This window comes from Paenibacillus diazotrophicus (assembly GCF_042610465.1).
Genome location: NZ_JBGJZN010000007.1, coordinates 289881 through 305990, shown reverse-complemented (window position 1 = coordinate 305990; position 16110 = coordinate 289881). Strand labels below are relative to the sequence as shown.

Genomic DNA, 16110 nt, shown 5'->3' with positions numbered 1-16110 from the left:
CTCCCTTATATCTATTCTGGGACACCATCCGGAGTATGAATGGATTGAAGCGTATGGATCTGAAGCGAATCCAGTACCGCTTGCCCTGATGGTGTGCTTACTTCAACTATTTCAATTGGAGCGTCAGGGAAGATTTGATCTGTCAATACTACCAATCCATGATCCGCGTATACTTCAAGCGCATTGCGGTCCAACCAGATTTGCAGCTTGATCTTTCCAGTCTCTGATACCAACCGGGCACCGTGTTTGCTTGCAAATGAAGTATGGAAATCAGTCACACCCGATTTCGAACGGTTGATGAACAGCCATTGCTGAACAGGGTCATAACCGATAACAATTTCACTCTGCCCAGAGGAACTCAGCTTAATATGAACCTCATCACCAGACTGGATATCGATATCCGCTTCAATTTCCAGCAGGTCTTCGCTCATCTTCTTAATAAAAGGAGTCTCAGGTGTAACGGTAACCCCTTTCCACTTCACTGATTCATTGCGCAGCTGCTCCATCTCCCGCACAGGCATTTGTGACAAAGTTACGCTCCCGCCACGATTCGTCAGTGACAAGACGCGAGGCAGAGTCATCGCACCTCTCCAGGAGCCGGTAGGTGTCTCGTTAGCATACTTCCAGTTGCTCATCCACCCGATGATTACACGGCGTCCGTCTTGCTCGGGTATATCCGACCAGGTAACTCCCGCATAGTTGTCTCTGCCATAATCCAGCCACAGGATATGATCAGACGGATAGTCATTAATGAACGTATTTCCGTCGAACTCCCCTATGAAATATTGTGTGCGTGATCCTTCCGGACAGCTTGGATGATCTCCGATACTTATGATCAGTACCCACTTGGAAAGGCCGGTGTCATCCACTGGTAATTCAAAGAGGTCAGGGCATTCCCAAACACCGTCATGCGAACCTTCTCCCTTGCCGAATTCTCCGGTCAGTGACCACTCTAGCAGATTTTTAGACCGGTAGAACCGGGCATGATCTCCCGCAACAATAACCATAATCCAGTACTCACTTTGTGGATGCCAGAATACCTTCGGATCCCGGAAATCTATTAGGCCATCCTCAGCAAGTACAGGATTCCCGGCATACTTATGCCATGTCTCGCCCTTATCACTGCTATAAGCTAAGCTCTGCCGCTGGCGTGGCTGCCCCGTCTCAGGATGATTATCGGCATGGGTAAAAATTGCCACCAGTCCAGGGGATTCTTCGAATAATCCGCTGCTATTATTCCAGTCTACTACGCAGCAACCGGAAAAAATGGCTCCATGCTCATCGGGGAACAAGGCGATAGGCATATGCTTCCAGTGCACCAGATCTTCGCTTACTGCATGACCCCAGTGCATAGGGCCCCATTTATTGCTATAAGGATGATATTGATAGAAGAGATGATAGGCTCCCTCATAATAGACTAATCCATTCGGATCATTCGCCCAGTTGGAGGGTGGTGCGAAGTGAAACCCCGGTCTGAAAAGATCGGCATGATTCGGTTTATTGGACTCTATCATCTGATTAATCTCATCTGTCGTCGGCATAGACCCAAGAGCCCCTTTCCGTGTTGTAACTAACGCTCCGCCGACATTAGCAAAGGTCAGCATGTTACTGATTTGCTGGCTGGTCAGATCTTTCAAAGAACTGCCGGTTTCAAGGATTTTATATAACAAGCACCCCAGAAAAGCATCGCCTGCTCCTGTAGTGTCAATGGCCTTGACTTGAACTCCCGGCACATATCCATCCTGACCTTCCACACGGTAATAGCAGCCCTTTTCCGCTAAGGTGACAACGATTAACCCGATACCGAATTGTTGCTGAAGCTCTAACGAGCCTTCTTCCACATTGCTGGTTCCCGTAATAAAAGAGAGCTCTTCTTCCGATACTTTCAGTATATTGGCATACTCCATACCCCAAAGAATATTCTGTTTTGCTTCCTCTTTGCTCCCCCATAACGCAAACCGGATGTTAGGATCGAATGAGAGCAATACGCCTGCTTCCTTGGCCTTTAGAACAGCCGTCTTTGTTGCCGTGCGGGCAGGTTCATGAGTCATAGACAATGAGCCAAAATGAAGAACCCGGCTGGCTGCAATAAGATCAAGCGGGATATCCTTGGAGTGTAAGAAGGTATCTGCTCCTGGCTTCCGGAAGAAGCTGAACGACCGGTCCCCCTTGTCATCCAGATGGACAAAGGCCAGCGTTGTACTCGCTTCATTCGTAAAAGAAACTTCCGACACATCAACACCGCTGTGTAGCAGGGTATGATGCAGCAAGGAACCGAATTGATCATCCCCGACCTTGCTAATGAGCGCTGACTTGGCTCCTAAACGGGATAGTGCAGCAGCTACGTTAGCCGGAGCTCCTCCTGGATTGCATTCAAATTGCTCATTCCCCCCAGCTGTACGACCTGTTGGAGTAAAGTCTATTAATACCTCTCCGATAGCGATAACATCAAGCACAGTTTCTCCCCACCTATCGTCTATTTATTTATTTTTTCAGATTTGCGTTATAACGGTCCAATCCGGTTTGATAAATTTCCATTAGTTCTTTCAGGCCCATTTTGTCCAGTGTCTTCAAATAGTTGTCCCATTCCGCATCTGCACCGCCATCCACGATGAATCTACCTCTTTGGGTATTTACATACTTAATCAGTTCCGGCTCAATCTTATTGATTTTGTCCAATTCATCTGGCTCAAAGAAAATACTTGGATAGTTTTCTTTTTCCATGTACGGATTGTAGTATTGCTCCAAATCCTTAGCCCGCTGCTGGGCCCGAGGTTCCATATCTACAATTTTTCCGAATTCATCAAATGTAATGACACCAGGCGCACCTGATCCAGGAGCAACCTGTTGACGGAATTCACCTGCAGAGGTTCCTTCAGGAAGTGGCAAATTCACCAGTTTTCCGTTTTCGTCCTTCTTGTATACGATATCTAGCGGACCCCAGTGGATTTGAGCAGCCATGTATGGTTCAAACTGCTGGTCGATCCAACGCATAGTGATTTCGGGATTGCTGTTCGCTTTAGTAATCACAAAAGATCCGCGTCCCGGGCCGCCGCCATTGGCGCGTCCAATCGTTTGATCTCCTTCCGGTCCTTTGAGCGGAGACAATAGAACATAATCCTTGGCGCGTTCGGTTCCGACAACTTCTTCGATTTCCCACCACACATAAGATCCCAGTGTCTCATCCGTTGTTTTTCCTTTGGCCAGATACTGAGCATCATCCTGAGTGAAGGATTCCGGATCGATCAGACCCTGCTTATACCATTTCTCATGGAAATAATTAAGAGCTTCCTTATATTCAGGCTGTACCGCGGTAAAAATTACTTTTCCGTCACGGACGACCCTGTGCTCCAGGTTATCTGGAAGGCCAAAGGCTGCGAAAAGGCCGGCGATATCCGAACACCACTGCATGTGTCTGAAGCTGAGCGGGATTTCATCCTGCTTTCCATTACCGTTCGGATCCTTTGTTTTAAAAGCAAGCAGGGCTTCCGTATATTCATCCAGGGTTTGAGGTACTTTCAGACCCAGCTTATCCAGCCAGCTTTTATTGATGACGTGAAAGAAAGGGTTGGTTCCCAGGTTATTCTCTTCAAAGGATGGCAGCCCATAGATGTGTCCATCCGGTGCTGTGATCGATGATTTGATATCAGGACGGCGGTTGAGAAGCGCTTTCAAATTTGGTGCATACTTTTCAATTAAATCCTCAAGCGGTATAAGGGTTCCATCTTTACCATAGTTAATTAACTCATAATCAGTGAATCCGGCTGTATAAAAGGCATCAGGCAGATCACCACTCGCGAGCAGCAGATTTTTCTTTTCTGCATAATCGGTGTCAGGAATGTTCTCCCAGTTAATTTTTACGTTAGTTTCCTTTTCCAAACGTTTGAAAATCTCCAACTCAGAGAACTCAGGTGCCAATGATGCTTTCGGAGATACCATTCTTAAAGTCACTGCTTTTTTAACAATCGGAAGGCCGGTTTGATTGAAATTCGCTTCTTGATTCTGATTACCGGCCTGATCATTTGCTTCGTTACCATTTCCAGAACATCCGCTAAGCGCAAATGCTCCAGCCAGCATTGCAATTCCAGCACCTTTAAATAAAGATTTCATTAGTACATAACCTCCCCTTATTTCGTTCCACAAGTGCAAATCATATATTTCTTTTGCTTATCCTCAGGTCTTCAACTAATCCTGCACACCACCCCCTTTCAAGACCATCCCAGTATCACCCCTTGATGGAGCCGATCATCACGCCTTTCACAAAATACTTTTGAAGGAATGGATACAAAATCAACAGTGGCAGACTCGATACCATAATCACACCGTATTTAATCAGTTCGGTAACGCGCATTTTCGCTGCATAGGATTCCACATCGATCATCATGCCGGAGTTGACCTGATTCTGAACCAGAATGTTGCGCAGCACCAATTGCAGCGGATATTTGCTCTCATCGTTCAGGTAGATCAGAGCATCGAAGAACCCATTCCAGAAGCCGACTACATGATACAGCACCATTACCGCGAGGATCGATTTGGACAAAGGCAAGACAATGCTCCAGAAGAATCTGGTGTTGGAACATCCGTCAATCGACGCCGCTTCCCACATTTCATCCGGTATGGATGACTGAAAGAAGGTTCTTACAATGATGACGTTGAATACACCGCCTGCTCCAGGGATGACCAGTGCCCACATTGTATTCAGCAGATGCAGATCCTTGATCAACAAGTAGGTTGGAATCAGCCCTCCGCTAAAAAACATAGTAATCAGCAAAAACCACATAATTACCGATTTCCCTGCCAGATCTTTACGGGCTAACGGGTAGGCCGCAAATACAGTTACAGCTACTCCAATTAAGGTTCCCAGAGTCGCGTATAGAATGGAATTGGCGTACCCGATCCATATGGATGAATCACTGAAGATACGCTCATACCCATCCAACGTGAAGCCTTTCGGAATCAACCATACCTCGCCGGAGTAGATATAATTGGGATCACTGAAGGATGCAATCAGTACAAAATAGAGCGGAAATAATACGAGCAGCATAATTATGGTCAACAGAACGTAGTTGATAATGTCAAACCAGAAGTCCCCTCTGCTCTTCCTTTTCATAAATTGATTCATAATGAACTCCTCCCTACCACAGACTGGTTTCTGTCATCTTTTTGGCGATCCGGTTAACGGTAAAAATCAGAATAATATTGATAAGTGAATTGAACAGACCCACTGCCGTAGAAAAACTGTATTGGGCCTTCTGAATCCCCATTTCATAGACATAGGTCGGGATGATATTGGAGGTGGCATAGTTCAAATCGCTTTGCATAAGGAATGCCTTTTCAAAACCGATACTCATAATGTTCCCAAGTGCTAGAATCAGCAGTATGACGATCGTTGGCAAAATGCTTGGGATATCCACATACCACACACGTTTCCATTTGCTCGCTCCATCCATAATCGCAGCTTCATGCAGTTCGGGATTGACTCCCGCAAGAGCAGCCAAATAAATAATGGTAGCAAATCCCGTCTCTTGCCAAATGCCTGACAAAATGTAGAAAGGACGAAACCAGCCTGCGTCTGCCATAAATAGAATAGGATTGCCGCCGAACAAGGTGATGACGTGATTCACGATTCCGCTGTTTGGAGACAAAAAAACATTAAGCATGCCGACGAGTACAACAGTAGAGATAAAATGCGGTGCATAGATCACTGTTTGTACAAATTTCTTGTATGATTTACCCAGCATTTGATTCAGCATTATGGCGATGATGATTGGGGCCGGGAAGCCAAACAATAACGAAAGAATACTGAGTGAGAGTGTGTTCGTGATGATTGTCCAGAAGTTATAGGATTTGAAAAAATCCACAAAGTGCTGAAACCCTACCCACTCACTTCCCCAGATCCCCTGACTTGGTGAAAAGTCCTTAAAAGCAATTTGAACACCGTACATTGGATAATACTTAAATACGAGATAAAGAATAATGATGGGCAGCAAAAACAGATACAGTTCATAGTCCCTTTTGAATCGACTCCATCTATTGCGATTTGGTTTGATCATAGAATGATCCGCTCCGCTGGTTCGTGAATTCACTCTTAAACTCCCTCTCCTGTAAAATAATCAGCCATTTTGAAACGTTTCCAATTTAATTTAGATAAAACACCATTTTCTTATGAAACGTTTCCAATTCCTAAAAGAAAAACAATCAGTTATTCAATATAAGCTGATGTTTTTCCAATCCAAAAGGAATCATGTAGTCTCACCTTGTTTGAACATAACGGGGATGCGATATACTTGTTTATCTAAAGTGATGCCTTCAATCTTGTTAAAGAGTAGTTTGATTGTCATACGTGCCATTTCTTCAACAGGCTGTCTGATCGTTGATAATATAGGATGAAAATAAGGATTATCCTGAATGCCATCGTAACCGATGACCTTCACATCCTCTGGAACACGAATGCCCTGCTTACGCGCTCTCTCAATATAATTGGCAGCCAGCATATCGGTAATTGCGAAAATGCCATCTACATCATTATATACATTCAGAAACTCGTTAAAATAAGCATCGTCGTCTACTATGGGGTCCGACTTCTCGTAGATTACATAATCTACTCCCAGCGTTTCTGCCTCATGAACGAAACCTTCTCTCCGGTTCATGGTTTCACTGAAAACAGAAGTAATGCTCCCCATAAAAGCAGGTTTCTTTGCTCCCGCTTTAACAAGTTCTCTTAACGCCAGACGCCCTCCCTCATAATTATCTGAGGTCACGCAAGTGATTTTCTTGTTAAAGTGTCTATCGATACTTACAATCGGAATGTCGTTGCTTACATTATTCTCGATATCGTTGTAAGTTATGCCCACAATACCAGCCACTTTATTTTGCCGAAGCATATCCAGATAATATAGTTCCTTTTCGGGCTTACCTCCGCTGTTACATAGCATTAGCTTATAGCCTTCCCGGTCCAATTCATCCTCAATGTAATAGGCTAATTCAGAAAAGAACGGATTCCAGATACTTGGAAGCAACAAAGCTACCATCTTGGATCTCTGCATCTTGAAATTCCGGGCGACTTCATTAGGAAAATAATTCAGTTCTTGTATGGCTTCCTCTACTTTTCTGCGTGTCTTTGGTTTTACCGCGCCGGAATTGTTAATGACTCTGGACACGGTTCCCACTGCAACACCCGCTAAGCTCGCTACATCTTTAATGCTAGTCATCTAACACCCCCGACCTCTCTTATGAAAATTATAATATCATCAAAGTGGAAACGTTTCAATAGTTAATTTGGAAACGTTTCAATACTTAAAATTCAAAAGAACTCGGATTCTAATATTTAATGTTATAGAAGACAAAAAAAAGGCCTGTGATCCGCACTTATCCAAGCTGCGGATCTACAAGCCAGAATATTTCTTCTACAAATAACGTTTTTGGAGCAGAATCAATTAGCTCACTGGGCCGACACAGTAATACTGTCCACATTCGGTCCTTCAGTACCGGTAGTGACCAATTTTAGAGTATTCGTTCCTGCAACCATGGGAACTTGAATTGTTTTTTCGCTCCAGGACGACCAGCTTCCGCTTGCAGCAAAGGCGGTATTGCTGATCACTTTGGCACCGTTCACATACACATCCAGGCTTCTTGTTCCCGTTTCCAGTGCATAGCGTAATTTAACATTTTTGGTGCCCGCAACTGCACAATAGACGTTGTTCCACTGAATCGCTGCATCGGTTGAGGCATTAAAGTTAACGTATCCGGTTCCGTTATACCCTGAATTAGTGGTTTCAGCTGCGGCATTAGTCAAGGTTGTGCCCGTTTCAGCTTCATAAGTGGTGCCTGTGCCTGTCCCGCTGCCGCTTCCGCTTCCGAGTGCAGCTACAAATGTCGTAACACTTTGGGCAGGAAGCTGTGCTGTAAAGGCACCGTTCGACACATTAATGGATGCTCCGGAGGCAACCTTTCTGCTGGCATCCGTTATCCATGTGGACACGCTTGATGCGGTCCCATTCTGCAGGACAAAGTTTTGGCTTACAGATGAGGTGCCTTTGTTAATGGCAACAATGACCATCTTGTTGTCACCTTTGTATGCGGAGGTGTAGACGTTAGTGTTGGGATTCTTGGTGGCATCCACTCTTACATATCCAGGACGGATGAACTTCGAGAATTGAGCCATACTGTCTCCGCGTTTACTGATCGTACCATCCTCATTCATTGGACCGTATTGTCTGCGGATGTACCACCACACATAGGCCTGGAAATCCGCCTCTACCATAGCATTGTGCATATGATAAGCAACCTCCAGCGCCTCCGGCCAGCGGTTCGCGGAGTTGTTGTCACTGTTGGGGTAGTATACTTCCGTCATCCAGAGCTCTTTTCCAGCTCCTTTTTGCTGGAAAAGCGGATAAGGAAAATTGCTGAACGAAGTGCCATAAGTGTGCGTACCCAGAATATCCATATTGGCAAGTGCCTGTGAATCATTCAAAATCGGGTCTGACATATTCTTCAGGTAAGAGAAGGATTCGGGAGCAATGACCCGACAATTAATGGAGCCGGCATTTTCTTTCATGAATTTAAGCATTTCAGCTGGAGTCCACCATGTCCAGGTATGTGCATAATCAGGCTCATTCTGAACGGATATCGCGTACAAGTCCACTCCATTATTCTTCATATAGGTAACGAAATCATTCAGATGCTGGGCATACGCAGCGTACTTGTCGTATCTGAGCCGTTTGGCTGATGTGTCCCCATTGTGGTTGAAGGTCTCCGTCATGTCACTTGGAGGATTCCAGGGTGAAGCGAACACGATGGCTCCGTGTGCAACGGCAGCTTTTGCAGTATCTACTTCGCGGTACCAGTTATTTCTATTATCGTCCACATAGATTCGCAGGACAGAGAATCCCAGCTGGTTCGATTCATTGCCAAAAGCGGTCTCTCTTTGCGCTGCAGTCAAATCTCCAGCCCAAGCCGGGAGGTTGATTCCCCCAAACCCTCGAATCACCTGTTTCTCCGCTGACAAATTAACGGTTACATCGCTTGCAGCTGATACTTTAGGAGGTGCGGGTACTAGCATTACCGACAGCACGGTTACACATGCCAATAATGTACAAAGTGATTTTTTTACACCTGAAATCATCTTTTTCATCTCCTCATAGAGTATTTTTCCGCTAAAATCCTGGTCTAGCCACCTCCTGTCTGACCGAAAGCGAGTGCTCTAACGCGACTAAGCTTGTCTTTATTTTTGCAGTACTTGCAAGCGCTTCCTTTTCCTGTATTATAATAAGTATCCGTCTAATAATCCTTGCAGATAGACACTACTATATTGCGCGGATACCTATAATCCCGGAACGATACGAAGAAAAGGATTGGACGCTATGGACAAGGATACCAACTATATTTTTTCACCTATTAAAGAAGAGCTGATCTGCTTTCATAGAACAACCGATACGGAACTAATCAACCCGGCCTTGCCCTATCACCGCCACGATGCTTATGAGATTTATTTGTTCTTGAGAGGCAATACTTATATGTATCTTGAACAATCCTGTTATAAACTGGTACCTGGCGATTTGATAATCATCAGTCCCGGCGAAATGCACCGGTGTGTCTGTCTTGATACACAGAAGTATGAAAGGATAGGATTGAATATTAAGAGAGCAGCCCTGGATAAGCTTTCGAGTCGCCGCTCTAATCTTTCTTCCTGCTTCGAATCCCATCCTTTTGGACAGAACAATCTGATCCGTCTTACGCCGGATCAGATTAAGTATTACAGCGGGCTCGCGATACAATTGATCTCCTGTCTCGACTCGGAGGAATACGGACAGGATCTTCTGGCGGAAGCCTATGTAACCCAGCTGCTCGTGTTCATCAACACCCTTTACCAGTCTTCCACGCATAGTTCGAACAATATCATGCCTGAACTGGTCGGCAATACCATGACCTATATCAAGAATCATCTGGTCGAAGCCATAACTTCCGAGCAGCTGGAGCAGGAGTTTCATTACAGCGGCAAATATATTAGCCAGCAGTTCAGGGAGCATACCGGACTTACGATCCGCTCCTATATTATCGACCAGCGTGTTTCCCTGGCTAAGGATCTCCTGTCCGCCGGCAAATCTGTCGCCGAAGCCTGTGAGCTTTCCGGGTTCAGTGACTATGCCAATTTTATACGAAGCTTCAAAAAAGTAGCCGGAATATCCCCTGGAAAATATAAAACCAATAGACATCTTGACATGAATCGCATCAAAGCTGGATGGGGCTGAACCAAGCCACCTTTTCATCGCGCTCGGTTCTGTCCCACCCTCATTATGCGTATGATTCACATTCCCCGGCGGCTACCCGATGTTCGCTTCCCAGTAGTCGCCAACCAGACCTTCTATAATGCTACTGCTTGCCCAGGGCATGAGACAGAACCATGTGCTTGCAGGGGAGCCATCGCTGTAGGTCTCCGTTACCAGCCCCTCAGAATGACAAAATCTCTCGGACATCCAGCCTGTTAGGCCATAGTCGAACTCCTTATCAAAGCGGTTGTAGGTCTGACATCCCCAGCCGACGGTATCCAGCATCCGCTGCCGAACGTAGGAATCTTCACGCTGCTGTATGAAGTAGTACAGCTCATCCACACTATTGCTGGACATTGGATGAATATGCGGATTGGCGACAGAGGTGACGCTTCCCCCGCAGCTAGACCAGCCTATGGTACTTAGCGGCGGTACCTTAATCGGCGAATTGTAAGCAAATTTAAAGGTGAACTCATAGTCAATCGCATCCCTCATATGATCCAGATACCGTTCATCGCCAGTAAGGGTGTGCAGATATCTGACAGCCTTGATGTATGCCAGAATCCCTTCGGAGTCTACCGCCTTATCCGCATCTAGCGGAGCACCGTAACACTCCATCCGTCTCACATAGGTTTCATAGTAATGCTTCTCGCTGCGCTTCAGGCTCTCGAGATACGTTCTATCCCCGGAGAGCCAGCTGTAGTATGCCATTGCGGCCATGCACCAGGTTCCGCTGAAGGAATCATATTCAAGCCCGGCACCGGTTCGCTCAGATAGAATGGCCGGGTATTCCCCATCCGAGTTTTTGCTTTTCTCCAATACGAGCAGAACTTTTTTTACGAAGACCATCCAGTCCTCATGACAGTAATTCTTGATCCTTTTTTCAAATTCGTAAGCCTTCATAATATAGAACATTGCCTGTGCGCATAGATAAGCAGAATGTCCCGGAGTGCGCATCCCGTCGAACCACCAGCCTGTTATACTCCATTTACCGTCCTGATATGCCTCATACGGGAGTCCGGAAGCAGGATTCAAAGAATTCACAATGATGTTCTCGATGCAGGAAAGTGCCTGCTCGCGCATGGGCTCATCCTCAAGACGCAGTGCGGCTATCAGAACCGGAGTGGCTACAGCCAAACCGTCTGTCCAACTGATCGAAAGAATTTTATTATACCGGAACCCCCCTGTCTCCTTATCCTCATAGACAAACGTGGAATAACTCCGTTCTTCGGGCAGCCACGCATATTGATAGATAGCCTTCGACAGGTCAGCAGCAGCCGTCCGGATATCACTCCCCTGTCTTGGATGCTGATGATAACGGTAATAGATGTCTTCCAGTGCAGTATTGATGTCCAGCGCAGAGTCAGCTTCGTACTCATACAAATCCAATGTGAACTCCACCGACTCGGCAGCCGCCAGTTCAAAGCAATTCTCGTCAAGGGGAGCCCGCTTTTTAACCAGACGGGATTTGATGAATAGAAGCGGAGCATTCTCGTAACCTAGCGTATACCCGACCGTTCCGTTAGCAAGCGAGCAGGTATAGCCGCCATACTGGTAGAACTCACCCTGCAGATCCGGTCTCCACTGGATTTTGACTCCATCCTTGCTTATGAAATACGGACTGGCACAGAGGCCGTAAATAGTGCCATTGTCATATACCAGAGCTGCGGGATGAGACAGGCGGTCACTGCGCACCATCCACCAAGGGGAAGAAGGGCGTGAAGGATTGCCTTCTCTCAGTCTGGGGAACTCGTTCGGAACATTCTGGGGAGCCTCTCCGCGGTTTCGGCCATACATAAATGCCGGCAGGAAAAAGCGGGGGTTACCTTTGACAAAAGGCAGCTCCACATGAATAACTCCCGACCAGGTTGAGCGGCTTAGATTACTTATTCGCACCACTGCCTGAAATGGCTGCTCCGCGCTGCCGGTTCCTCCTGTGATCTCTACAGAAGAACTTAGTCCATGCCTGTCTAATCCGGTATATTCAATATCTTCTTGATATTTGCTTCTTGCAGTTACAATCAGCTCCATGACAATACCCTCCAGTCTGCTCTATAACAAAACACTTGCAATGTTCATTCCTGCATGCTAGGATAATGACATTTTAGAGTAGTTCCAGAGAATAATCATTGCAAATTCCGTTATTTTTATTGCGCGAACAGATCAGGAGGTTACTCAGATGAACGACTCTTATGAGCTTCGCTATGATCCCATCCAGAAGGATTTCCTCTACCTGCACAGGACTACTACTTATAATATGGGAACCTTTTATCACCGGCACGAAGCTTATGAGCTGTACTTATTTCTTCGCGGGAATGTCAATTTTTATATTGAAAACAGCTGTTACCGTCTGGCGCCTGGTGATTTGCTTGTGATTAACCCGGAAGAAATGCACCGTTCCTTCAGCCTGGATGAAATGGAATATGAACGGATTACAATTAACCTCCAGAAATCTTATTTGCATCAGCTCTCTACTCCGGCAACCCATTTATCGGGGTGCTTTGACTACCGCCCGAAGGGGAAAGGCAATATCGTGCATTTAGAGGAAGCGCAGCTGAAGCAATATCTACAATTCACAGGTGAGCTGGAGGAGGCACTTGCTTCTGATGCGTATGGAACAGATATTAAGGCCAACTGCTGTATCGCTCAATTATTAGTCCTAACCAATGCTATTTTTCAAAATACAAGCTTTCTTCCTACCGATATTATGCCGGAACTAGTTCGTAAAACTATGGACTATATCGAGGCACATCTTGCGCAGAAGTTCACGCTTGAACAGCTTGCCGGCATTTTCCATTTGAATAGTACTTATATTAGCCGCCAGTTCAAGAAACACACTGGATTAACGCTCCGCTCGTATATCGTAGACCGCCGAATCGCACTCGCCCAATCCTATCTCTGCGAGGGACTCACTATCACTGAAGCCTGCTATCAATCCGGATTCAGCGACTATGCGAACTTTATCCGCAGTTTCACCAAAATCGTGGGAATCTCACCCGGCAGGTTCGCCAAAAAAAACGCAAGCCTTCCAGAGTAGAAGGCTTGCGTTTTTTTACAGATTGGGATTGAGGTTAATCTCCTATTCATTAGCCCAGCATCGTTGCTCTGCTCTTACAGTTACTCCGCTTTGAATCGCCTGCTCGATCATCATTCCCAGATAGGTATCTTGAGAGGCATCTTCAAGACTATAAAAACCGGGTCCCCCGGCTGCATAATCGGCCATTTTGCACAGGCACGAAGCAATGGCAATCTCATCGTCAAATAGCCTGGCCGGAATGAATGGATTCTCATACAGCCAATGTTCTCCGCATATAATTCCTTGCAGATAATAACCCTCCGCATTCTCCTCTTCACCTTTGTTGATACGCTTCAGCTCAAGCTGAAGCGGTACGGTATTTTCCTGCTGAATCAAGACACGGTTATCGAATATCTCTCCCCGCTCTCCGCGCACGGAGAGATGATTCGAACGAATCCATGAGCGGTGTTGGTCCTTAGTGAAGTCATAAATCCCGAGCCGGTCTCCGAAATCCAGCCAGGCCATGTCCCTTTGCAGCGGAATTAGCTTATCTTCCTTCGGCGGACCACTGCGTGTAGGACCATTAACCCAATGGGATTCAAAACGCATCGCCCGTATGCTGGCTTCCTCAAAACGGATTCCCAGCATTTTGCGGATCAATCCTGCCCCATGGTACAAATGGGAGACGGAGACTGTCGTTTCGGTTATTCTCCCGAGTCTGCCCGAGCGGATCAGTGACAGACGCGCCTCCTGGACTGGGTGATACGGGTACTGCTCAGCGACTTGAATTCTGGCACCATGTACGGTAAGTTCCCGGTGAAGCTGCTCAAGCCCCTTCAGATCTGAAGCCGGCGGTGTCTCAGCCAGTACGGGAATTCCCCGCTCCGCCAAGCGGTACATATAATCCAGTCCGGCCGCACCATTGACCGAGACGACTACAAAATCCGGAGCTTCGTCTTTCAGCATCGTATCAAGCGAGCGGTAAGAACGTACTCCCCACTCCCTTTCTACAGCTCTTCCCTGGGCTTCGTCTCTGACCACAACTCCGCTAATCTGAAAACGGTGCGGTAGAGCACGGGCGATCCGGAGAAAATACTGTGCTCGAAACCCCGCTCCCCCGATAATACTAAATCTCACTGTCATGCCTGTTCCCCCCTTATCAACCGGTCCCATAGATTCGCAGTGTCTAGTTCTTAATAAGTTCTGTAGGGTTCATGCCGGTTATCTTCTTGAACAGGGTACTAAAGTAGGGGATATTCTTATATCCAACCCGTTCCGCCACTTCATAGACCAGCATTTTCCGCTCTATAAGCAGCTCCCTTGCCTTCTCGATCCGAACCCGGGTCAGGTAATTATTGAAGGTCTCACCGGTAATATTTTTGAAAATAATAGACAAATGGTTCCGCGAAATGAATACCTTATCCGAAAGCTCGGCAAGTGTCAGTTCCTCCGCATAGTGCTCATGGATGTAACTGGTCATAAAGTCGACAACCTGTCTATGCTTGCTGCTCCCTTTCCATTGTCTGCTGCTGCAGATCCTGCTGATTTTGTCCATAAGCCAGCTTGCCAGCTGATCTGGTACAATTAGGCTGCTGATTTCCTTGGCAATCTGATCATTGGTGAATAGGTCATCCAGTACAAATCCGGATTCATATAACGAGTAGGTTATAATTCCCCACAGCTCGCTTCCAAGCATTTGTACGTATCCTTGTGACATACCCTCTTGATTTTTCATATCTGTTATATATTCAAGCACAAGCTGATGGGCTTCAGCTTCCTGCGATGCCTTCATCGCTGTCGCCAGTTTATACGAGAACTTTACCGGAAAAAGGGCGACGTCTCCCGGTTCGCTGCTGCTGTTCTCCCGGTACATATATACTTCATGTGCTGAAGCCACGCGCAATGCCCTTTGGTCCATGGCCTGAAACGCTTCCTCCGTCGAGTCGGAGAGCTTCGTCCAGGTATCCTTCACTCCCCCGACTCCTATCCGTGTCACCAGCTTAAGATAACCGCCGATACTGTCATTCAGTCTGATTCCCAGTTCCACCAGTTTGCCCTCTAACGGTTCGAGCTGCTCTGGACAAGGATGAATAATCAATAAAGAACGGGTACTGTGCAGTTCTGTGTATTCCATCTCCGGGAACAGCTTCCGTGCTACTTCACAGGCGATATTGCTTACTGCAAACCGGAACAGGTTCCAGTCCGAGACGGATAAACATCTGGCCCGTTCATCACGGATCAGCTCAATACCAACCGTAACATGCTTGCGTTCCTGCCAGTAAAGGTATGACGGCGGAAGACGTGTGCTGTCTTTGTATGCATGGTCCAGGGTACCGACAGCTGCCGAACGAACCCATTCCTTTTCAACAAAAGGCTCATACAGCGTCATCTTTGACTCAAGCTCCCACTGCCTGACCCGCTTCTCCTCCTCTTCTTCAAGCTCCTGAATGACTTTGGTCAAAATCGACTTTAGCGTTGGCAGACTGATTGGCTTAGAGACGTAGTCACTCACGTGAAACCGAAGCGCCTGTCTTGCATGCTCAAAATCTGAATAACCGCTTAAGATAATGATTTTCCCTTGAAAGCCTTCCTGCCTCAGCTGTTCCATCATATCCAGACCGCTCATTACAGGCATATAAAGATCAGTGATCACAATATCCGGACGGGCATTGCGGATCATATCCAGTCCGTCCTCCCCGTTCAAAGCCTCTCCCACCCATTCAGCGCCCAGATCATCCCATGGAATCGCCCGTTTCATCCCCTTCAGGACTTGGCGTTCATCATCAATGATTGCAATTTTCCACATTACCCCTGCCTCCTTAAACA

At 46.6% G+C, this 16110-nt stretch carries 11 protein-coding genes; 2 read left to right on the top strand and 9 right to left on the bottom strand.

From position 1 onward, the window contains the following. Window positions 1-11 precede the first annotated feature (11 nt). The 6 genes from ACAN54_RS24120 to xynC all read right to left on the bottom strand — a co-directional run bounded on the left by ACAN54_RS24120 (window position 12) and on the right by xynC (window position 9124). Window positions 12-2456 (bottom strand): PfkB family carbohydrate kinase, encoded by a 2445-nt coding sequence (locus ACAN54_RS24120; RefSeq protein ID WP_379161435.1) that lies wholly within the window; start codon window positions 2454-2456, stop codon window positions 12-14. 28 nt (window positions 2457-2484) lie between these two features. Then, window positions 2485-4110, bottom strand: coding sequence for an ABC transporter substrate-binding protein (locus ACAN54_RS24115; protein WP_379161433.1), 1626 nt, complete (start codon window positions 4108-4110; stop codon window positions 2485-2487). A 115-nt stretch (window positions 4111-4225) separates the two neighbouring features. Beyond that, window positions 4226-5122: a carbohydrate ABC transporter permease gene (locus ACAN54_RS24110; RefSeq protein ID WP_379161431.1), complete on the bottom strand. Its 897-nt coding sequence runs from the start codon at window positions 5120-5122 to the stop codon at window positions 4226-4228. 13 nt (window positions 5123-5135) lie between these two features. Continuing rightward, complete coding sequence (locus tag ACAN54_RS24105) at window positions 5136-6053, bottom strand: ABC transporter permease (RefSeq protein WP_379161429.1); 918 nt, start codon at window positions 6051-6053, stop codon at window positions 5136-5138. 189 nt (window positions 6054-6242) lie between these two features. Next, window positions 6243-7211 (bottom strand): LacI family DNA-binding transcriptional regulator, encoded by a 969-nt coding sequence (locus ACAN54_RS24100; RefSeq protein WP_379161427.1) that lies wholly within the window; start codon window positions 7209-7211, stop codon window positions 6243-6245. 230 nt (window positions 7212-7441) lie between these two features. Then, entirely contained in the window at window positions 7442-9124 is a 1683-nt protein-coding gene (gene xynC / locus ACAN54_RS24095; protein ID WP_379161425.1) for a glucuronoarabinoxylan endo-1,4-beta-xylanase XynC, read from the bottom strand. Between the two features lie 238 nt (window positions 9125-9362). Between xynC and ACAN54_RS24090 the strand changes: the two genes are divergently transcribed. Further along, window positions 9363-10250: an AraC family transcriptional regulator gene (locus ACAN54_RS24090; protein WP_379161423.1), complete on the top strand. Its 888-nt coding sequence runs from the start codon at window positions 9363-9365 to the stop codon at window positions 10248-10250. A gap of 72 nt (window positions 10251-10322) precedes the next feature. On the opposite strand, the gene ACAN54_RS24085 is transcribed toward ACAN54_RS24090, so the two are convergent. Beyond that, window positions 10323-12299 (bottom strand): hypothetical protein, encoded by a 1977-nt coding sequence (locus tag ACAN54_RS24085; RefSeq protein WP_379161421.1) that lies wholly within the window; start codon window positions 12297-12299, stop codon window positions 10323-10325. Window positions 12300-12447: 148 nt separating this feature from the next. Between ACAN54_RS24085 and ACAN54_RS24080 the strand changes: the two genes are divergently transcribed. Then, entirely contained in the window at window positions 12448-13305 is an 858-nt protein-coding gene (locus ACAN54_RS24080; protein ID WP_379161419.1) for an AraC family transcriptional regulator, read from the top strand. A gap of 42 nt (window positions 13306-13347) precedes the next feature. On the opposite strand, the gene ACAN54_RS24075 is transcribed toward ACAN54_RS24080, so the two are convergent. Next, window positions 13348-14427 carry a Gfo/Idh/MocA family protein gene (locus ACAN54_RS24075; RefSeq protein ID WP_379161417.1) on the bottom strand — a complete coding sequence of 360 codons (1080 nt, stop codon included), beginning with the start codon at window positions 14425-14427 and terminating at the stop codon, window positions 13348-13350. A gap of 43 nt (window positions 14428-14470) precedes the next feature. After that, window positions 14471-16090, bottom strand: a complete 1620-nt coding sequence (locus tag ACAN54_RS24070) for a response regulator transcription factor (protein WP_379161415.1) — start codon at window positions 16088-16090, stop codon at window positions 14471-14473. Between the last annotated feature and the right edge of the window lie 20 nt (window positions 16091-16110).